Origin of the sequence: Klebsiella sp. A52, from assembly GCF_018388785.1 — a bacterium.
Classification (GTDB): Bacteria; Pseudomonadota; Gammaproteobacteria; order Enterobacterales; family Enterobacteriaceae; genus Klebsiella; species Klebsiella aerogenes.
Window position 1 is genome coordinate 966,003 of record NZ_CP074437.1, and the last position, 20,027, is coordinate 986,029.

A 20,027-nucleotide genomic window follows, 5' to 3' on the forward strand; every position below is an offset into this window, starting at 1 on the left:
AACAAAAACGCGTCAGTATCGGCCCACGCTCAACGGGGATCCCCAAGGTGCTTAGTGAGGCTCGATAACCATGTACTTATCCAGACATCCGACCAGTTACCCCACCCGGTATCAGGAAATTGCCGCCAGGCTTGAACAGGAGCTGCGCCATCACTATCGCTGCGGCGATTATTTGCCTGCGGAACAGCAGTTGGCGGCGCGCTTTGAAGTCAACCGCCACACCCTACGTCGCGCCATCGATCAACTGGTGGAACGCGGCTGGGTCCAGCGCCGCCAGGGCGTCGGCGTGCTGGTACTGATGCGCCCCATCGACTACCCGCTCAACGCCCAGGCACGCTTCAGCCAGAACCTGCTGGAACAAGGCAGCCACCCGACCAGCGAGAAACTGCTGTCGGTGCTGCGCCCGGCCAGCAGCCATGTCGCCGAAGCCTTTGGCATTGCCGAAGGCGAAACCGTCATTCATCTGCGCACCCTGCGCCGGGTCAACGGCGTGGCGCTGTGTTTGATTGACCACTACTTCGCCGACCTGCGCTTCTGGCCGGTGCTGCAAACCTTCACCCACGGTTCGCTCCACGACCTGCTGCGCGACCAGCTCGCCGTCGATCTGACCCGCGTGCGCACCAAAATCAGCGCCCGTCGCGCGCAGGCGAAAGAGAGCAAGCTGCTGGAAATCCCCAATATGGCACCGCTGCTGTGCGTACGCACGCTCAATAGCCGCGAGGGCGAGACAGTCACGACGGAGTACTCCGTCAGCCTGTCCCGCGCCGACATGATTGAATTCACCATGGAGCACTGAATGCACTTCGATACCGCCACCCGCCAGCGTTGGATGTCTGTGCTGGCCCACAGTGAACCGCAGGACCTTCTGGCGCGCATGCAATCGCTGCGGCTGGCGCCGGAGTATGAATTAATTCGCGCCCCGGAAACCGGGCTGGTACAGCTCCAGGCGCGTATGGGCGGCATCGGCGATCGTTTCTTTGCCGGTGACGCCACCCTGACCCGCGCCGCCGTGCGCCTGGCCGATGGCACCCTCGGCTACAGCTGGATTTTAGGCCGCAATCGCCCACACGCCGAGCGCTGCGCGGCGATCGACGGCCTGCTGCAATCGCCTCACTATTTTCACACCTTAATGGAAACCCTCATTACCCCGCTGGAAGCACAACGCAGCGCGCGCCTCGATGCTCGTCGCGCCGAAGTCAACGCCAGCCGGGTCGACTTCTTTACTCTGGTTCGCGGAGATAACGCATGACATTACAAACCGCCTTTACCCTACCGGTGCAGGATGCCCAACACAGTTTCCGCCGCCTGCTGAAAGCAATGAGCGAGCCGGGAGTGATTGTCTCTCTGCAGCAGCTTCAGCACGGCTGGCAGCCATTGAATATCGCCTCCACCAGCTTGCTGCTGACCCTGGCCGATCACGACACCCCGGTATGGATGGCCGCCGCGCTGCATAACGATCTGGTCAGCCAAAATCTGCGCTTCCATACCGGCGCGACGCTGGTGGAACAGCCGCAGCAGGCGGTATTTGCCGTCGCCAGCGACACCATCAGCGCCGAACAGCTTAATGTCCTTTCCGCCGGTACCGTGGCGGCGCCGGAAACCGGCGTCACGCTGATTGTTCAACTAGCCAGCCTGAGCGGCGGACGCATGCTGCGCCTGACCGGCGCGGGCATTGCCGAGGAGCGAATGATCGCCCCACAGCTGCCGGACTGCATCATCGACGAATTAACCGAACGCCCGCACCCGTTCCCGCTGGGCATTGACCTGATCCTGACCTGCGGCGAGCGCCTGCTGGCTATCCCGCGTACCACCCACGTGGAGGTGTGCTAAATGTATGTTGCCGTCAAAGGCGGCGAGAAGGCGATTAGCGCCGCTCACGCCTTGCAAGAGCAGAAACGACGGGGCGATGGACGGCTTCCCGAACTGAGCGTTGACCAGATAAGCGAACAGCTCAGCCTGGCGGTGGACCGGGTGATGACCGAAGGCGGAATCGCCGACCGCGAACTGGCGGCGCTGGCGCTGAAGCAGGCCAGCGGCGATAACGTCGAAGCCATTTTCCTGCTGCGCGCCTACCGCACCACCCTGCCGCGGCTGGCGGTCAGCGAACCGGTTGATACCGCTGGAATGCGCCTCGAGCGCCGCATCTCCGCGGTGTACAAAGATATCCCAGGCGGCCAGCTGCTGGGCCCCACTTACGACTATACCCACCGCCTGCTCGATTTTACCCTGCTGGCCAACGGCGAACCGCCGTCGGTGCAGAAAGCCGGTAGCGAAACGCAGCCGACGCCGCACGTCTTCAACCTGCTGGCGCAACAGGGGCTGGCCAAAGCGGAAGCGGACTGCGGCGCGCCGCCTGACGATATCACCCGCACCCCGCCGGTCTATCCCTGCTCGCGCTCCTCGCGGCTGCAGCAGCTGGTACGCGGCGATGAAGGCTATCTGCTGGCGCTGGCCTACTCGACCCAGCGCGGCTATGGCCGCAATCACCCGTTTGCCGGCGAGATCCGCAGCGGCTACGTGCAGGTGGAAATCGTGCCGGAAGAGTTGGGTTTTAGCGTCAATATTGGCGAGCTGCTGCTGACCGAATGCGAAATGGTCAACGGCTTTGTCGATCCAGAGGATGAGCCGCCGCACTTCACCCGCGGCTACGGCCTGACGTTTGGCATGAGCGAGCGTAAAGCGATGGCCATGGCGCTGGTCGACCGTGCCCTTCAGGCGCCGGAATACGGCGAAGAGATAAGCGGACCGGCCCAGGACGAAGAGTTCGTGCTGGCGCACGCCGATAACGTTGAAGCCGCCGGTTTCGTCTCGCATCTGAAACTGCCGCACTATGTCGATTTCCAGGCCGAACTGGCGCTGTTGAAACGCCTGCAACGGGAGAACGAACGTGGCTAACCCACTGACTGGCTATAACTTTGCTTATCTTGATGAGCAAACCAAGCGCATGATCCGCCGGGCGATACTGAAAGCGGTGGCCATTCCCGGCTATCAGGTGCCCTTCGGCGGCCGCGAAATGCCGATGCCCTACGGTTGGGGTACCGGCGGGATCCAACTGACCGCCAGCGTTATCGGCGAGAACGACGTACTGAAGGTCATCGATCAGGGCGCCGATGACACCACCAACGCGGTGTCGATCCGCCAGTTCTTTAAACGCGTAACCGGTGTCGCCACCACCGAACGCACCGAAGACGCCACCCTGATCCAGACCCGCCACCGGATCCCGGAAACGCCGCTGGTGGAAGATCAGATCCTGATCTATCAGGTGCCGATCCCGGAGCCGCTGCGCTTTATCGAACCGCGCGAAACCGAAACCCGCACCATGCACGCGCTGGAAGAGTACGGCGTAATGCAGGTGAAGCTGTATGAGGATATCGCCCGCTTCGGCCACATCGCCACCACCTACGCCTATCCGGTGAAGGTGAACGGCCGCTACGTGATGGACCCTTCGCCGATCCCGAAATTCGATAACCCCAAAATGCACATGATGCCGGCGCTGCAGCTGTTCGGCGCCGGGCGCGAAAAGCGTATCTACGCGGTGCCGCCCTATACCGCAGTCGAAAGCCTCGATTTCGACGATCACCCGTTTAGCGTGCAGGAGTGGGATGAACCCTGCGCCATTTGCGGTTCGCGTCACAGCTATCTTGACGAAGTGGTGCTGGATGACAGCGGCCAGCGGATGTTTGTCTGCTCCGATACCGATTATTGCCGCCAACAGAGCGAGGCGCAGAAAAAATGAGCCAGCCGTTACTTGCAGTCAATCACCTGACCCATCTCTATGCGCCGGGCAAAGGTTTTAGCGATGTCTCTTTCGAGCTGTGGCCGGGCGAAGTGCTCGGTATCGTCGGCGAATCCGGCTCCGGTAAAACCACGCTGCTGAAAGCGATTTCCGCTCGTCTGGCGCCGCAACAGGGTGAAGTGCGGTATCAACAGCGCTCGCTGTACGCCATGAGCGAAGCCGAACGCCGCCGCCTGCTACGCACCGAATGGGGCGTTGTGCATCAGCACCCGATGGACGGCCTGCGTCGCCAGGTCTCGGCGGGCGGCAACATCGGCGAACGGCTGATGGCGACCGGCGCCCGCCACTACGGCGACATTCGCGCCACCGCCGAACGCTGGCTGCAGGAGGTGGAGATCCCGCCTTCCCGCATCGACGACCTGCCGACCACCTTTTCCGGCGGTATGCAGCAGCGCTTGCATATCGCCCGCAATCTCGTGACGCAGCCGAAACTGGTGTTTATGGATGAACCCACCGGCGGGCTGGACGTCTCGGTACAGGCGCGCCTGCTCGATCTCCTGCGCGGGCTGGTGGTGGAGCTGGGTCTGGCGGTGGTGATCGTCACCCACGATCTCGGCGTCGCTCGCCTGCTGGCGAACCGTCTGCTGGTGATGAAACAAGGACAGGTGGTGGAAAGTGGCTTAACCGACCGGGTGCTCGACGATCCGCACCATCCTTACACCCAGCTGCTGGTGTCGTCGGTGTTGCAGAATTGATGCTGTTTTGCCGGATGCGGCTGCGCCTTATCCGGCCTACAGGTGCGTTATTCGTAGGCCGGGTAAGCGAAGCGCCACCCGGCACTCCAACCCCGAGAGGGCTAAAATGATCCGCGTTGAAAACATCCATAAAACCTTTGTTCTGCACCAACAGCACGGCGTACGTCTGCCGGTGCTCGCCGACGCTTCGCTCTCCGTTAACGCCGGGGAGTGCGTGGTGCTGCACGGCCATTCCGGCAGCGGCAAATCGACGCTGCTGCGCTCGCTGTACGCTAACTATCTGCCGGACAGCGGTCATATTCATATCCGCCACGGCGACGAATGGGTGGATCTGGTGACCGCCACGCCGCGCAAGGTGCTGGAAGTGCGTAAAACCACCATCGGTTGGGTCAGCCAGTTTCTGCGGGTGATCCCGCGGATATCCGCGCTGGAAGTCGTCATGCAGCCGCTGCTTGAGCTCGGGACGCCGCGCGAAGAGAGCGCCGCTAAAGCCGCCCGTCTGCTGAGCCATCTCAACGTGCCGGAGCGTTTGTGGCATCTGGCGCCATCCACCTTTTCCGGCGGCGAACAGCAGCGGGTCAACATCGCCCGCGGTTTTGCGGTCGACTATCCGATTTTACTCCTTGATGAACCCACCGCCTCGCTGGATGCCAACAACAGCGCCGCGGTGGTGGCGCTGATCCAGCAGGCTAAAGCCCGCGGCGCGGCCATCGTCGGTATTTTCCATGATGAAACGGTACGCGGTCAGGTCGCCGACCGCCTGCACCCAATGGGTATCACAGTATGATAATCAATAACGTAAAGCTGGTACTGGAAGACGAAACCATCGACGGTTCGCTGGAAGTGCAGGAGGGGCGGATTTACGCCTTTGCCGAAAGCCAGAGCCGGCTGCCCGGCGCCCTCGATGGCGAAGGCGGCTGGCTGCTGCCGGGGCTTATCGAACTCCATACCGATAACCTGGATAAATTCTTCACCCCGCGGCCAAAGGTTGACTGGCCTGCACACTCGGCGATGAGCAGCCATGATGCTTTGATGGTCGCCAGCGGCATCACCACCGTACTCGACGCCGTGGCGATTGGCGACGTGCGCGACGGCGGCGACCGCCTTGAGAATCTGGAAAAGATGATCAACGCGGTGGAAGAGACGCAAAAACGCGGGCTTAACCGCGCCGAGCACCGCCTGCATCTGCGCTGTGAACTGCCGCACCACACCACTCTGCCGCTGTTTGAAAAGCTGGTCGACCGCGAGCCGGTCACTCTGGTGTCGCTGATGGACCATTCGCCGGGTCAACGCCAGTTCGCCAACCGCGAAAAATATCGCGAATATTATCAGGGCAAATATCAGCTCAGCGGCGAGCAGATGGAACGCTTCGAAGAGGAGCAAATGGCGCTGGCGGCGGCCTGGTCGCAGCCTAATCGCCAGGCTATCGCCGCGATGTGCCGGGAACGCCAAATCGCTCTCGCCAGCCACGACGACGCCACTCATGAACATGTCGCCGAATCCCACCAGCTTGGCAGCGTGATCGCCGAATTTCCTACCACGTTGGCCGCCGCGCAGGCTTCGCGCCAGCACGGAATGAATGTGTTGATGGGGGCGCCGAATATCGTGCGCGGCGGCTCGCATTCCGGCAATGTCGCCGCGCATCAACTAGCCGCCAGCGGCCTGTTAGATATTCTCTCTTCCGACTACTACCCCGCCAGCCTGCTTGATGCCGCTTTCCGTATCGCCGATAGCGACGACAACGCTTTCACGCTGGCGCAGGCTATCCGTCTGGTCAGCAAACATCCGGCGCAGGCGCTGGGTCTGCATGACCGCGGCGTCATCGCCGAAGGCAAACGCGCCGATCTGGTACTGGCGCACCGCCGCGGCGAGCACGTCCATATCGATCACGTCTGGCGTCAGGGAAAGAGGGTCTTTTAATGCCTGGAAAACTGATTTGGCTGGTCGGCCCTTCCGGGTCGGGAAAAGATAGTCTGCTGGCCGCGCTGCGCCAGCGTGAGCATCCGCAACTGCTGGTCGCGCATCGCTACATCACCCGACCGCACCAGGCGGGCTGCGAGAACCATATTGCGCTGAGCGAGCATGAGTTTTTCACCCGCGCCGAGCGTAATCTTTTCGCCCTCAGCTGGCATGCCAACAATAATTACTATGGCGTCGGCGTGGAGATCGACCTCTGGCTGCATGCCGGTTTCGATGTCGTCGCCAACGGCTCGCGCGCGCATCTGGCGCAGGCGCGGGAACGTTACGATGACGTACTGGTACCGATTTGTCTCGAAGTCTCACCACAGGTGTTGCGCCAGCGGCTGGAACAGCGCGGCCGGGAAAATGCCGTGGAAATCGACCAGCGACTGCAACGCGCCGCGCGTTATAAACCGGCCGATTGCCTGACGTTGAATAACGACGGCAGCCTTGGGCAATCGGTAGAGCGTTTCTTCCAGCTGTTGCGCCAGCACGCCGGGCGTGAAGAGAATCAGCATGCCTGAGGATAAGGTAATACGATGAGCCTGACGATCCGCCTGACCGGCACCGGCGGCGCCCAGCAGGTGCCGGTCTTCGGCTGCGACTGCGCCGCCTGCCAGCGCGCCCGCGCCGATGCGCGCTATCGCCGCCGCCCCTGCAGCGCGGTGGTGCGCTTTAACCATGCGGTCACGCTGCTCGACGCCGGGCTGGCAGACCTGGCGGAACGCCAGCCCGCGGGTAGCTTCCAGCAGATTTTATTGACGCATTACCATATGGACCACGTACAGGGGCTGTTCCCCCTGCGCTGGGGCGTGGGCGATCCGATTGCGGTGTACGGCCCGCCGGATGACATCGGCTGCGACGATCTGTTTAAGCATCCCGGCATCCTCGATTTTAGCCACACCGTTACCCCCTTCACGGTATTTGAACTACAGGGGCTACAGGTCACGCCGCTGCCGTTAATCCACTCAAAGCTGACCTACGGCTATCTGCTGGAGTCGGCGCACAGCCGGGTGGCCTGGCTTGCGGATACCGCCGGGCTGCCGGAGAAGACGCTGAAGTTTTTACTTAATAATCAGCCGCAGGTGATTGTCATCGATTGCAGCTACGAGCCCAGAGCACAGGCGCCGCGCAACCACAGCGACCTGAATACCGTGCGCGCGCTGAACCAGGTACTTGGCTGCCCGCGGGTGATCCTCACTCATATCAGCCATCAGTTCGACCAGTGGATGATGGATAACTCGCTGCCGAAAGGTTTCGAGGCGGGATACGACGGTATGGAGATCGTGCTCGATTAGCCGGCAGCGTGACCGGGAAAATCAATAATCGTTGTCGAGGCGGCGCTGATCGCTTTCCAACTGGCGGCGATCGCTATCGAGCTGGCGCTGGCGCTCATCCAGCTGGCGACGGCGGTCGTCAAGCTGGCGCTGGCGATCGTTATATTGCTGCTGATTATCCCTACGCTGCTGGCGGCTGCCCTGATAGCTGCCGTCATCGTAGCGTCCGTCGTCATAGCGCCCGTCATCGTCGTCGGAACGGCTGCTGCCCGGATTGTAGGCATCGTTGATGGCTTGCTGAATATTGCCAATAGCGTCATCAATAATATCGGCGTGGGCCAATTGGCTGCTCAGCGCCAGCGTGCAAAAAAACAGAGCGGTTGCGTAACGTTTCATCGGGGCCGGTCTCATCAGGGTACTGGCGATACCTTAATCAACCCTATTTGCCGCGTGTAGCGGAGGAATCTCAAATCCGCGCCATCGCCGTACGCAACGCCTGCGCCAGCTGCATACGGGTAAAAGGCTTGCGCAGCCGTTCCACCTCCGGCAACGCCGGGTTATGCGCCGGGCGCAAATCCTGGCCGCTAATCAATAGCAGCGCCACCGCCGGGAAACGGCGTTGCGCTTCGTGAATAACCTCGGCGCCGCTCAGCCCGCCGGGGAGCATTAAATCGCTAATCAACAACGCGATATCCCCGGAGGCCGCCAGCATCTGCAGCGCCTGCTCGCCGCTTTGCGCCTCCAGCGTCAGCCAGCCCAGCTGATGCAGCTGCTCGCATAACGTCTGGCGCACATCGGCTTCATCCTCCAGCACCAGCGCTAGCCGCTCGCCGATCGCCATCGGTTCGCTATCCAACGGCGGTCGCTCCTCCTCCACCGCTGACGTGGCTCGCGGTAGCTGTAAACGTACGGTGGTGCCCTGCCCCGGCGCGCTTTCAATCGCTACGCGCCCGCCCGACTGGCGCACAAAACCGTACACCATCGACAGCCCAAGCCCGCTGCCGCTGCCGGTCTGTTTGGTAGTAAAAAAGGGCTCGAAGACCTGCGCTTTAATTTCCTGCGACATGCCGCTGCCGTGGTCAATCACCTCCAGCGCCACCATATCCTGACGTCGTCCATCGCTACGGGTGACCCGCTGGTTCCAGGTGCGTAGCGCGATAATGCCTGACCGCCCCTCCATGGCGTCGCGGGCGTTCATCACCAGGTTGATGATGGCGTTTTCCAGTTGTCCGACATCGATCCATGCCGGCCAGGCAGGCGACTGCGCTTCAATTTCGAGACGCAAAGAGGCAGGCAGCGAATGGCGCATCAGCTCGCAGACGTTCTCCAGCAATGGCTGTAGCGCCACCGCCTGCGGGTTCAGCGCCTGTTTACGCGAAAAGGCCAGCAGCCGCTGAGTGAGTAAGGCGCCGCGTTCGGCAGCCTTCAGCGCCCGCGATATCCGCGGCGCATCGCGCTCATCCGGCTGTACCAGTTCGAGGCTGCCGATAATAACCGCCAGCAGGTTGTTAAAATCGTGCGCCAGGCCGCCGGTAAGCTGGCCGACGGCTTTCATTTTTTGGCTATGCAGCAGCGCCTCCTCCAGCCCCTGTCGCTCAAGGCGGTCAATCTCCATCTGGGTGGTTTTCTCCCGCAGCAGGCGGGTAGTGTGTTCAAGGGAAGCGGTATTGCGGGCGAAAACGTTAAAGGCGCGCGCCAGTTCGCCAAGCTCATCGCGCCGCTGCAGAGCCGGCACCGTCACATTCTGCTCGCCGTGCGCCAGCCGCGACATCGCGCCGGATATCGCGTTCAGATTAAGGCCGAGATTACGATAGATATACCAGCCCGCACAGCCGGTAATCGCCAGCGCCAGCAGCGCCGCCAGCAGGATAAACGCGCTGATGGAGCGCAACTGCTGGTGGCTTTGCGCCGCTCGCGCCTCAGATGCCTGGGCAACTCTGGCAACATACTGATTAATATCATCATTAAGCAGCGCAACCAGCGCTTTAATATGAAACATATACCAGCCGATCGCCAGATCGCTCTCTTCAAGCTGCGCCGATAGCGGCGCCAGCCGCGCCAGCTCGGCATTGAAATCCGGCAGGATAAACGCCCGCTCAGAATCGCTATCATTACGCGGTAAAAAGCGTCTGATGTCATCGAGCTGCAGAACGATCGAGCGCGGCGTGGCGGTGTGTATCGCGGCGACGATCAGCCGGTCCATTTCGTTTAAACGCTGAGGATCGATCGGCGGTTTACCCTCGCGATCGTTGAGATCCTGCAAATGGCGCAAATAGCTCTGGTTTTGATACAGCGCGCTCAGCAGTTCATTGCGCTGCAGGTGGCGGCGCTGCCCGCGCTCCAGCATGCCGGCGACGCTCTGCTGCAGCTCGTTGCTGCGGCGAATAATGCTCGCCACCAGCGTCTGTTCCTGCCGCGCCAGCGGCGCCGAAGCCAGTTGGCTCAGCGAATGCTTCAGCGCCTGTTGGGTTTCCAGCAGACGTTCCGCTTCGCTTTTATACTCCAGCGCGCCTACTACCTGCGACAGTCGCACCGCCGCGGTAGCGACATTCGCGGTATCGCGCGCCAGATTCATACTGCCGCTCATGTCGCTGAGCGTTTGCTGCTGTACCTGCTCCTGCAACTGGCTGGCATGGCGAAAACCAAATATCGCCACCCCGGCGACCATTAACGTCACCGCCACCATCAACAAGTTAAATGACAGCAGGCGACCGCGGGCGCTAACGAAAAAATGCGGGTGATGGGAAGACATAGCGGCTCCGGTCAGGCGTTTTCTCCCATCATTCCCGGACCGTCGCCGAAGGTGAAGAAAATTTCACTGCGTAATTGTGATCTGCATTAACTATTCAAAAATATGACAATTATGAATGGCCGATGACATCACTCATTTACGTTGCGGTGATGAAGTGCCGATATCGACAACGCAGCCAGGAGAGCAGGCATGCAGGGAACACCGGTGCTATCCATGCGCAACATCGCCAAAGTTTTCGGCAAGTTTTATGCGCTGAAAGGGGTGGATCTGACGGTCTGGCCCGGCGAGATCCACGCGCTGATGGGCGAAAACGGCGCGGGAAAAAGCACGTTGATGAAGATCCTCGCCGGCGCCTATACCGCCTCCAGCGGCGAGATCCTGATCGACGGACAACCGCAGACGATCAGAGGCCCGAAAGATGCGCTGGCGGCGGGGATCACCTTGATCTATCAGGAGATGCAGCTGGCGCCGAACCTCACCGTCGCGGAAAACATTTTCCTCGGCAGCGAGCTTTCCCGCGGCGGTCTGGTACAACGCAAAGAGATGGAGTCCCAGGCGCAGGCGGTTATCGACCGGCTCGGCGCGCAGTTCAAAGCCAGCGACCGGGTGATGAAGCTGACTATCGCCGAACAGCAGCAGGTGGAAATCGCCCGCGCGCTGCATCGCAACAGCCGCATTCTGGTGATGGATGAGCCCACCGCCGCCCTCTCCTCGCGGGAAACGCAGCGCCTGTTTGAGCTGATTTTGCGCCTGCGCGATGAAGGGATGGCGATCATCTATATCAGCCACCGCATGGCGGAGGTGTATGAACTCTCCGACCGGGTCAGCGTGCTGCGCGATGGCCAGTACGTCGGCAGCCTCACCCGCGATCGCCTTAGCGCCCCCGAATTAGTACGCATGATGGTTGGCCGCCCGCTCAGCGATCTGTTCAATAAAGAGCGCGATATCCCGCGCGGCCAGCCGCGCCTGCGGGTGCAGGATCTTAGCGACGGCGGCAAAGTGCATCCCAGCAGCCTGGTGGTGCACGCCGGAGAAATCGTTGGCCTGGCCGGGCTGGTCGGCGCCGGGCGTTCCGAACTGGCGCAGCTGATTTTCGGCGTCCGCAAAGCCACCGCCGGGGTGATTGAAATCGACGGCGAACCGGTGGTTATTCACTCGCCGCGCGAAGCTATCGACCTCGGGATCGGCTTTCTGACCGAAAACCGTAAGGAACAGGGGCTGTTTCTCGAACTGGCGGCGCAGGAGAACATCACCATGGCGACGCTTGAGCGCGACGCCAATTGGGGAATGCTCGACCGTAAGAAAGCGCAAACTATCTCCGATGACGCCATCCAACTGCTGAACATCCGCGTCCCGCATGCTCAGGTGCGCGCCGGCGGGCTTTCCGGCGGCAATCAGCAAAAGCTGCTGATTTCACGCTGGGTGGCGATCGGCCCGCGCATTCTCATCCTGGATGAACCGACCCGCGGCGTTGACGTCGGCGCCAAAAGCGAGATTTACCGCATCATGAATCAGATGGCCCGCCAGGGCGTCGCCATTTTAATGATCTCCAGCGAATTGCCGGAAATCGTAGGCATGAGCGACCGGGTATACGTGATGCGCGAAGGCGCTATCGCCGGCGAGTTGCAGGTTGGCGAGATTAGTCAGGAAAGCATTATGACGCTGGCGACCGGCATGAACGATTCTCACCTTAAGGCAGGACAAGCATGAGCATACCGAAAGAGACCTCCGCGCCGGCGGCGAAATCCGCCTCGGCAAAAAAAATGCTGATGGGCGACCTGATGCAAACCGTCGGCATCCTGCCGATTTTAATCCTGATCGTCGCGGTGTTCGGCTTCGTCGCGCCGAACTTCTTTACCGAAAGCAACCTGCTGAATATTACCCGCCAGTCCTCTATCAACATCGTGCTGGCGGCGGGGATGACCTTTATTATTCTTACCGGCGGTATCGATCTGTCGGTGGGGTCAATTCTCGGCACCACCGCGGTTGCGGCGATGGTGGTATCGCTCATCCCGCAATTCGCGATGCTGTCGATTCCGGCGGCCCTGATGCTTGGTCTGCTGCTTGGGCTGTTCAACGGCGCGCTGGTGGCCTTCGCCGGGCTACCGCCGTTTATTGTCACCCTTGGCACTTACACCGCGCTGCGCGGCGCCGCCTATCTGCTGGCCGACGGCACCACGGTGATTAACTCCGATATTAGCTTTGAGTGGATCGGCAATAACTATCTCGGCCCGGTGCCGTGGCTGGTGGTGATTGCGCTGGCGGTCGTGGCGGTATGCTGGTTTATCCTGCGCCGCACCACCCTCGGTATTCATATCTACGCCGTCGGCGGCAATATGCAGGCGGCGCGGCTGACGGGAATTAAAGTCTGGCTGGTGCTGCTGTTCGTCTATGGCATGAGCGGGCTGCTTTCCGGGCTCGGCGGGGTGATGAGCGCCTCGCGGTTGTACAGCGCCAACGGCAACCTCGGCGTCGGCTATGAGCTGGACGCCATTGCCGCGGTGATCCTCGGCGGCACCAGTTTCGTCGGCGGTATCGGCACCATCACCGGTACGCTGGTAGGAGCGCTGATTATCGCCACTCTTAACAATGGTATGACGCTGATGGGCGTCTCCTACTTCTGGCAATTGGTGATCAAAGGGGCGGTGATCATCATAGCGGTGCTGATCGACAAATACCGTACCCGACACCATCAAAGTGCATAACAACATCTTACCTGCGAGGAAAAGCGAATGCGTTTAAAACCGATAGTGACCGCGCTATGTGCCGGCGCGCTGCTGGCCACCTCCCCTTTTGCGTCGGCCAAAGATCTACAAGCGATAGGCGTGACGGTGGGCGACCTCGCCAACCCGTTTTTCGTGCAAATCACCAAGGGGGCCGAGCTGGAAGCGCGCAAGCTGGCGGGGGACAAAGTGAAGGTCACGCTGGTGTCGAGCGGCTACGACCTGGGACAGCAGGTAGCGCAGATCGATAATTTTATCGCCGCCAAAGTCGATATGATCATCCTCAACGCCGCTGATTCAAAAGGTATCGGCCCGGCGGTGAAGCGGGCGAAAGAGGCCGGGATCGTGGTGGTGGCGGTTGACGTCGCCGCCGAAGGCGCCGATGCCACCATCACCTCCGATAACACCCAGGCGGGCGCGATGGCCTGTAAATACATTAGCGATCGCCTGAACAACAAAGGCAACGTGGTGATTATCAACGGACCGCCGGTTTCCGCGGTGCAGAACCGCGTCGAAGGCTGCGAAACCGAATTCAAAAAACATCCGGATATCAAAATCCTCTCCGCCAACCAGAACGCTAAAGGCAGCCGCGAAGGCGGGCTGGAAGTGATGACATCGCTGCTGGCGGCGAATCCGAAGATTGACGGCGTGTTCGCGATTAACGATCCAACGGCGATTGGCGCCGATCTGGCGGCGAAACAGGCGCAACGTAATGAGTTCTTTATCGTGGGCGTCGACGGCAGCCCGGACGGCGAAGAGGCGCTGAAGCGTAAGAATTCGCTGTTCGTCGCCACGCCGGCGCAGGACCCGCAGGTCATGGCGGCGAAGGCGGTGGAAATCGGTTATGACATTCTGCAGGGCAAGCCCGCGCCAGCCGCGCCGGTGCTGATCCCGGTGAAGATGATCGATAAAAATAACGTCAGCAGCTACAAGGGCTGGACGGTGAAATAACGCAGCAAAGCGGCTGACGGGTCTCTTTTCGCCCTACGCCGCTTTGTCGTTATGGATAACGTCAGCGGCGAAAACGTAGCCCAGCCCGCGCAGGGTTTTAATCAACGTGGGCTGATGCGGATTGACCTCAACTTTACGCCGCAGGCGCATGATCAGCACATCGATCGTGCGGTCGAATACTTCCATGCTCTCATTATGGGTCAGCGCCAGCAGCTGTTCACGGTTCAGAACCCGGCGGGCGTTTTGCGCCAGCGCCAGCAACAACCCATACTCCCCCTGGGTTAACGCCACGCTCTGCTGCTGGGGATTAAACAGCTCACAGCGGCGGGTATCCAGTCGCCAGCCGTTAAACAACAGCCCATGCTCCCCGCCCGGCACGAGGCTTTCCGCGCCGATCGCCCCGCTGCGCCGCAGCACCGCCTTTACGCGCGCCACCACTACCCGGGCATTAAACGGTTTGGCGATGTAATCGTCGGCGCCCATTTCCAGCCCGACCACCACATCCGATTCGCTTCCCAGGCCGGAAAGCATTATCACCGGTAGCTCAGGCCGCGTGCGCTGCAGCTGTTGTAACACCAGCAAACCATTGGTATCCGGCAGGATCATATCCAGCAGCGCCAGCGCGATATCTGCGCGCCGGGCGACCGTCGCCAGCGCTTCGCCGCCGTTCTGGCAGGCCACCACCTCGAACGCGTGGGCGCCGAGCACGTCGCCCAGCAGCTCGCAGATCGCGGTGTCATCATCAATCACTAAAATGACCGGTTTCATGGTTTACCTCTGCCTGGCGGGAATAGTGTCAGTCTGGTCGATTGTGCAAGCGGGCGACGACAAATCCATTTTTCGCTGCCGTTTTTATAATCGGCGTCACATCTCCGGGCTTTTCGTCACGTCAAAACTGACGATGACCTGTTTTTCGTCAGCATTTCGCCCAAAAAAGCCGCGTACTATCCGTTAATACCCACAATGAAAACATGGCATAGAAGATGCATAGTGACGGTCGATTGCGCGTCAGCGCTAATTGATTAACTGGAGCAAAACCGATGAAAAAAGTCGTCACGGTTTGCCCGTATTGCGCATCAGGTTGCAAAATCAACCTGGTGGTCGATAACGGCAAAATCGTCCGGGCTGAGGCGGCGCAGGGGAAAACCAATCAGGGAACCCTGTGTCTGAAAGGCTATTATGGCTGGGACTTCATTAACGATACCCAGATCCTGACCCCGCGTCTCAAAACCCCCATGATCCGTCGCCAGCGTGGCGGCAAACTGGAAGCCGTCTCCTGGGACGAGGCGCTCGATTACGTCGCCACCCGCCTTGGCGCCATTAAAGAAAAATATGGCCCGGACGCGATCCAGACCACCGGCTCCTCCCGCGGGACCGGTAATGAAACCAACTACGTGATGCAAAAATTCGCGCGCGCCGTTATTGGTACCAATAACGTCGACTGCTGCGCTCGCGTCTGACACGGCCCTTCGGTTGCAGGTCTGCACCAGTCGGTCGGTAACGGCGCCATGAGTAATGCCATCACGGAGATTGATAACACCGATTTGGTGTTTATCTTCGGTTACAACCCGGCGGATTCCCACCCTATCGTGGCGAATCACGTCATTAACGCCAAACGCAACGGGGCGAAAATCATCGTCTGCGACCCGCGCAAGATTGAAACCGCGCGCATCGCCGACATGCACATTGCGCTGAAGAACGGCTCGAATATCGCGCTGCTCAACGCCATTGGCCACGTTATTATTGAAGAGGATCTGTACGATAAATCCTTCGTCGCCAGCCGTTCCGAGGGCTTCGAGGAGTATCGCAAAATCGTCGAAGGCTACACGCCGGAGTCGGTGGAAGAGATAACCGGCGTCAGCGCTCAGGAGATCCGCGCCTGCGCCCGGATGTACGCCAGCGCCAAATCCGCCGCCATCCTGTGGGGCATGGGCGTCACCCAGTTCTACCAGGGCGTGGAGACCGTGCGGTCGCTGACCAGCCTCGCGATCCTCACCGGCAACCTCGGCAAGCCGAGCGTCGGCGTCAACCCGGTACGCGGACAGAACAACGTTCAGGGCGCCTGCGATATGGGCGCGCTGCCGGATACCTATCCGGGCTACCAGTACGTTAAGTTCCCGGAAAACCGCGAGAAGTTTGCCAGAGCGTGGGGCGTCGACAGCCTGCCGGAGCATACCGGCTACCGCATCAGCGAGCTGCCGCACCGCGCCGAACACGGCGAAGTTCGCGCCGCCTACATTATGGGCGAGGATCCGCTGCAGACCGATGCCGAGCTTTCCGCGGTGCGCAAGGCGTTTGAACAGCTGGAACTGGTTATCGTCCAGGATATTTTCATGACCAAAACCGCCGCCGCGGCCGACGTCATCCTGCCATCCACCTCGTGGGGCGAGCACGAAGGCGTTTATACCGCAGCGGACCGCGGCTTCCAGCGCTTCTTTAAAGCGGTGGAGCCGAAGTGGGACCTGAAAACCGACTGGCAGATCATCAGCGAAATCGCCACCCGGATGGGCTATCCGATGCACTACAACAACACCCAGGAGATCTGGGATGAGTTGCGGCATCTGTGCCCGGACTTCTACGGCGCCACCTATGAGAAAATGGGCGAGCTCGGCTACGTCATGTGGCCATGCCGCGATGAGTCCGACGCTGACCAGGGGACGTCGTATCTGTTTAAAGAGAAGTTCGATACCCCCAACGGGCTGGCGCAGTTCTTCACCTGCGACTGGGTCGCGCCGATCGATAAGCTCACCGACGAGTACCCGATGGTGCTCTCAACGGTGCGCGAGGTCGGTCACTACTCCTGCCGTTCGATGACCGGCAACTGTGCGGCGCTGGCGGCGCTGGCGGATGAACCGGGCTATGCGCAAATCAACACCGCCGACGCCGAACGGTTAGGCATCGAGGATGAAGCGCTGGTGTGGGTCAACTCGCGTAAGGGGCGCATCATCACCCGCGCGCAGGTCAGCGATCGGCCGAATAAAGGCGCGGTATACATGACCTACCAGTGGTGGATTGGCGCCTGTAACGAGCTGGTGTCGGAGAACCTGAGCCCGATAACCAAAACGCCGGAGTACAAGTACTGCGCGGTTAACGTTGAGCGGATTGCCGATCAGCGCGCGGCGGAGCAGTACGTGATCGACGAGTACAACAAGCTGAAAGCCCGCCTGCGCGAAAGCGCGATGGGTTAAGGTTCGGCGGCCATACCAACCCTCCCCCGGTAGCGCTTACGCTTACCGGGGCTACTAACCGACTACCGAACCGTAGCCCGGATAAGGCGCTGTGCGCCGCTACCCGGGAATCCTCCCCCGGTAGCGCTTACGCTTACCGGGGCGACCAACCGAATACCGAACCGTAACCCGGATAAGGCGCTGTGCGCCGCTATCCGGGAACCCTCCCCGGTGGCGCTTACGCTTACCGGGGCTACTAACCGACTACCGAACCGTAGCCCGGATAAGGCGCTATGCGCCGCTATCCGGGAACCCTCCCCGGTGGCGCTTACGCTTACCGGGGCTACCAACCAACTACCGAACCGTAGCCCGGATAAGGCGCCATGCGCCGCTATCCGGGAACCCTCCCCGGTGGCGCTTACGCTTACCGGGGCTACCGACCGACTACCGAACCGTAGCCCGGATAAGGCGCTGTGCGCCGCTATCCGGGTATTCACCCCGCTAATTCCCGCCATTTTCTTCTTTTCCGTCGCCCTTTATACTGCGGGGGTCTTCCTTACTGATAATAAAAAAATGAAATACCTCTATTTACTGCTGGCGCTGACAAGCTTCGCCGCAGACGCTGCGGATCCGGGCAGCCAATACCAACAGCAGGCCGAAGCCGGCGACCCGCGCGCGCAGTTTTATCTGGCGGATACCTGGGTTAGCTCCGGCAACTACCAACAGGCCGAATACTGGGCGCAGAAAGCGGCGGCGCAGGGCGATGGCGACGCAATGGCGCTGCTGGCTCAGCTTAAAATCCGTAACCCGCAGCAGGCCGACTATCAACAGGCGCGACAGCTAGCGGAAAAATCCGTGCAGGCCGGCAGCAAGGCCGGCGAGATTATCCTCGCCCGGGTGCTGGTCAATCAGCAGGCCGGACCCACCGATTATGCGCACGCCATCAGACTGCTGCAGGATGCGGCCAAAGATGAAGAGAGCGACTCCGCCGTCGATGCGCAGATGCTGCTGGGGCTTATCTACGCCAGCGGCGTGCTGCCGCCGGAAGATGACCTCAAGGCCGCGCAGTACTTCAAAGGCAGCTCGGCGCTTTCACGCACCGGCTATGCCGAATACTGGGCAGGGATGATGTTCCAGCAGGGAGAGAAAGGTTTTATCGAACCAAACCCGCAAAAAGCGCTGCACTGGCTTAACGTCAGCTGTCAGGAGGGGTTTGATACCGGATGTGAAGAGTTCGACAGGATAACCAAAGGCTAAAAAAAGCCCGGCGCGAATGGCCGGGCTCTGACATCTTATTGGGCGGTTTTATCAAACTTGCCCAGCACTTCGCGTTCATACGCCAGCGCTTTCTTACGGTCAAACTTGTGTTCCCACTTGGCGATAACCAGCACCGCCAGCGCGTTGCCGACCACGTTCAGCGCGGTACGCGCCATATCGAGGATACGGTCGACGCCGGCAATAAACGCCAGCCCTTCCAGCGGGATCCCCACGCTACCCAGGGTCGCCAGCAGCACCACGAAGGAGACGCCCGGTACGCCCGCGATGCCTTTTGAGGTCACCATCAGCGTCAACACGAGAGTGATTTCCTGCCACAGGGAGAGTTCGATACCGTACAGCTGGGCGATGAAGATCGCCGCGATGCTTTGATATAGCGTCGAACCATCGAGGTTAAAGGAGTAGCCGGTCGGCACCACAAAACTAGTGATTGAGGCCGGCGCGCCGTAGGCTTCCATTTTCTCAATGATACGCGGCAGTACGCTCTCGGAGCTCGCGGTGGAGTAAGCCAGAATCAGCTCGTCTTTGAGGATACGAATCAGGATCCAGATGCTCAGCCCACATACCCGCGCCACGATACCCAGCACCACTAGCGCGAAGAACAGAATCGCGAAGTAAACCAGGATAACCAGCTTAGCCAGCGGCCACAGCGAAGCGAAGCCGAAGGTGGCGACGGTCACCGAGATCAGGGCAAAGACCCCGACCGGCGCATAGCGCATTACCATGTGCGTCACTTTAAACATGGTTTCGGAGATAGAGCGGAACACGGTCACCAGCGGCTCGCGGTGAGTAGACGGCAGGGAAGAAAGCCCCAGGCCGAACAGCACCGAGAAGAAGATAATCGGCAACATATCGCCTTTCGCCATCGAGGCAACGATGTTGGTCGGCACCAGCGACAGGATGGTTCCCATCAGGCCATGCGCGTGACTCTGCACTTCCGCGGTGGTGTTCTGATATTTCGAGATATCGACCGCCGCCAGCTGCGACATATCAATGCCGCTGCCCGGCTGGAAGACGTTCGCCAGGGTGATCCCCAGTACAATCGCCACCGTGGTGATCACTTCAAAATAGATGATGGTCTTGGCGCCGATGCGGCCCAGTTGCTTAGCGTCGCCTACGCCCGCAATGCCCACCACCAGCGTCGAGATGACAATCGGAACGACAATCATTTTAATCAGGTGGATAAAGATATCGCCCGCCGGGGTCAGGAGGTTTGAGATTAACCAATCACGGCTTTCGGCGTGGTAATGCAGGTAGCTGCCCAGAAGTATGCCAAGCACCAGGGCTAGCAAAATCTGCCAGGCCAGGCTGACTTTTGTTTTTTTCATCACTACTGACTTCCTCAATGAAAGGCACCATTCCGGGAGGTAATGGCACCCACTGAAAGGGGTATGAATTGTGTTGCGTTGCTTTATGGGGTTATTTAACGCGC

Annotated in this window: 19 protein-coding genes; 15 read left to right on the top strand and 4 right to left on the bottom strand. The window is 60.4% G+C overall.

Going from position 1 to position 20,027, the window contains the following annotated elements; all coding sequences use genetic code 11:
* Window positions 1–70: 70 nt before the first annotated feature.
* From phnF to phnP, 10 genes are all read left to right on the top strand, one after another.
* Entirely contained in the window at window positions 71–796 is a 726-nt protein-coding gene (gene phnF, locus KGA69_RS04485) for a phosphonate metabolism transcriptional regulator PhnF (protein ID WP_213292867.1), read from the top strand.
* Entirely contained in the window at window positions 797–1,249 is a 453-nt protein-coding gene (gene phnG, locus KGA69_RS04490) for a phosphonate C-P lyase system protein PhnG (RefSeq protein WP_045396504.1), read from the top strand.
* On the top strand, window positions 1,246–1,830 hold the full coding sequence (gene phnH, locus KGA69_RS04495) for a phosphonate C-P lyase system protein PhnH (RefSeq protein ID WP_213292868.1): 585 nt from the start codon (window positions 1,246–1,248) through the stop codon (window positions 1,828–1,830). The genes phnG and phnH overlap by 4 nt, the downstream gene beginning before the upstream one ends.
* Window positions 1,831–2,895, top strand: a complete 1,065-nt coding sequence (locus KGA69_RS04500; RefSeq protein ID WP_213292869.1) for a carbon-phosphorus lyase complex subunit — start codon at window positions 1,831–1,833, stop codon at window positions 2,893–2,895.
* On the top strand, window positions 2,888–3,736 hold the full coding sequence (locus tag KGA69_RS04505) for an alpha-D-ribose 1-methylphosphonate 5-phosphate C-P-lyase PhnJ (protein WP_015368699.1): 849 nt from the start codon (window positions 2,888–2,890) through the stop codon (window positions 3,734–3,736). Before KGA69_RS04500 ends, KGA69_RS04505 begins: the two co-directional genes overlap by 8 nt.
* Window positions 3,733–4,491, top strand: coding sequence for a phosphonate C-P lyase system protein PhnK (gene phnK / locus KGA69_RS04510; RefSeq protein WP_213292870.1), 759 nt, complete (start codon window positions 3,733–3,735; stop codon window positions 4,489–4,491). Before KGA69_RS04505 ends, phnK begins: the two co-directional genes overlap by 4 nt.
* Window positions 4,492–4,597: 106 nt before the next feature.
* Complete coding sequence (phnL, locus tag KGA69_RS04515) at window positions 4,598–5,278, top strand: phosphonate C-P lyase system protein PhnL (RefSeq protein ID WP_045396513.1); 681 nt, start codon at window positions 4,598–4,600, stop codon at window positions 5,276–5,278.
* Entirely contained in the window at window positions 5,275–6,411 is a 1,137-nt protein-coding gene (gene phnM / locus KGA69_RS04520; RefSeq protein WP_045396516.1) for an alpha-D-ribose 1-methylphosphonate 5-triphosphate diphosphatase, read from the top strand. Before phnL ends, phnM begins: the two co-directional genes overlap by 4 nt.
* On the top strand, window positions 6,411–6,974 hold the full coding sequence (gene phnN, locus KGA69_RS04525) for a ribose 1,5-bisphosphokinase (RefSeq protein ID WP_045396519.1): 564 nt from the start codon (window positions 6,411–6,413) through the stop codon (window positions 6,972–6,974). Before phnM ends, phnN begins: the two co-directional genes overlap by 1 nt.
* Before the next feature lie 15 nt (window positions 6,975–6,989).
* Window positions 6,990–7,748, top strand: coding sequence for a phosphonate metabolism protein PhnP (gene phnP / locus KGA69_RS04530; protein WP_047050397.1), 759 nt, complete (start codon window positions 6,990–6,992; stop codon window positions 7,746–7,748).
* Window positions 7,749–7,769: 21 nt separating this feature from the next.
* On the opposite strand, the gene yjdP is transcribed toward phnP, so the two are convergent.
* Complete coding sequence (yjdP, locus tag KGA69_RS04535) at window positions 7,770–8,123, bottom strand: DDRRRQL repeat protein YjdP (RefSeq protein WP_045396524.1); 354 nt, start codon at window positions 8,121–8,123, stop codon at window positions 7,770–7,772.
* Between the two features lie 70 nt (window positions 8,124–8,193).
* On the bottom strand, window positions 8,194–10,479 hold the full coding sequence (locus KGA69_RS04540; protein WP_213292871.1) for a hybrid sensor histidine kinase/response regulator: 2,286 nt from the start codon (window positions 10,477–10,479) through the stop codon (window positions 8,194–8,196).
* Between the two features lie 189 nt (window positions 10,480–10,668).
* Here KGA69_RS04540 and KGA69_RS04545 point away from each other — a divergent pair, with 189 nt between their 5' ends.
* The 3 genes from KGA69_RS04545 to KGA69_RS04555 are packed head-to-tail and all read left to right on the top strand — an operon-like array spanning window position 10,669 to window position 14,153.
* Window positions 10,669–12,189 (top strand): sugar ABC transporter ATP-binding protein, encoded by a 1,521-nt coding sequence (locus tag KGA69_RS04545; RefSeq protein ID WP_213292872.1) that lies wholly within the window; start codon window positions 10,669–10,671, stop codon window positions 12,187–12,189.
* Window positions 12,186–13,184 carry an ABC transporter permease subunit gene (locus tag KGA69_RS04550; RefSeq protein WP_045380370.1) on the top strand — a complete coding sequence of 333 codons (999 nt, stop codon included), beginning with the start codon at window positions 12,186–12,188 and terminating at the stop codon, window positions 13,182–13,184. Before KGA69_RS04545 ends, KGA69_RS04550 begins: the two co-directional genes overlap by 4 nt.
* A 27-nt stretch (window positions 13,185–13,211) precedes the next feature.
* Entirely contained in the window at window positions 13,212–14,153 is a 942-nt protein-coding gene (locus KGA69_RS04555; RefSeq protein ID WP_045396533.1) for an ABC transporter substrate-binding protein, read from the top strand.
* 33 nt (window positions 14,154–14,186) lie between these two features.
* On the opposite strand, the gene KGA69_RS04560 is transcribed toward KGA69_RS04555, so the two are convergent.
* On the bottom strand, window positions 14,187–14,921 hold the full coding sequence (locus KGA69_RS04560; protein ID WP_213292873.1) for a response regulator: 735 nt from the start codon (window positions 14,919–14,921) through the stop codon (window positions 14,187–14,189).
* 272 nt (window positions 14,922–15,193) lie between these two features.
* Between KGA69_RS04560 and fdhF the strand changes: the two genes are divergently transcribed.
* Both fdhF and KGA69_RS04580 read left to right on the top strand, forming a co-directional pair.
* The gene (gene fdhF, locus KGA69_RS04565; RefSeq protein ID WP_077598920.1) at window positions 15,194–17,341 is read left to right on the top strand and encodes a formate dehydrogenase subunit alpha; all 2,148 of its coding nucleotides are present in this window, start codon (window positions 15,194–15,196) and stop codon (window positions 17,339–17,341) included.
* A gap of 552 nt (window positions 17,342–17,893) precedes the next feature.
* Window positions 17,894–18,577: a tetratricopeptide repeat protein gene (locus tag KGA69_RS04580; protein WP_026612428.1), complete on the top strand. Its 684-nt coding sequence runs from the start codon at window positions 17,894–17,896 to the stop codon at window positions 18,575–18,577.
* A gap of 35 nt (window positions 18,578–18,612) precedes the next feature.
* On the opposite strand, the gene gltP is transcribed toward KGA69_RS04580, so the two are convergent.
* Window positions 18,613–19,923 (bottom strand): glutamate/aspartate:proton symporter GltP, encoded by a 1,311-nt coding sequence (gene gltP / locus KGA69_RS04585; protein WP_047047489.1) that lies wholly within the window; start codon window positions 19,921–19,923, stop codon window positions 18,613–18,615.
* Window positions 19,924–20,027: the final 104 nt, after the last annotated feature.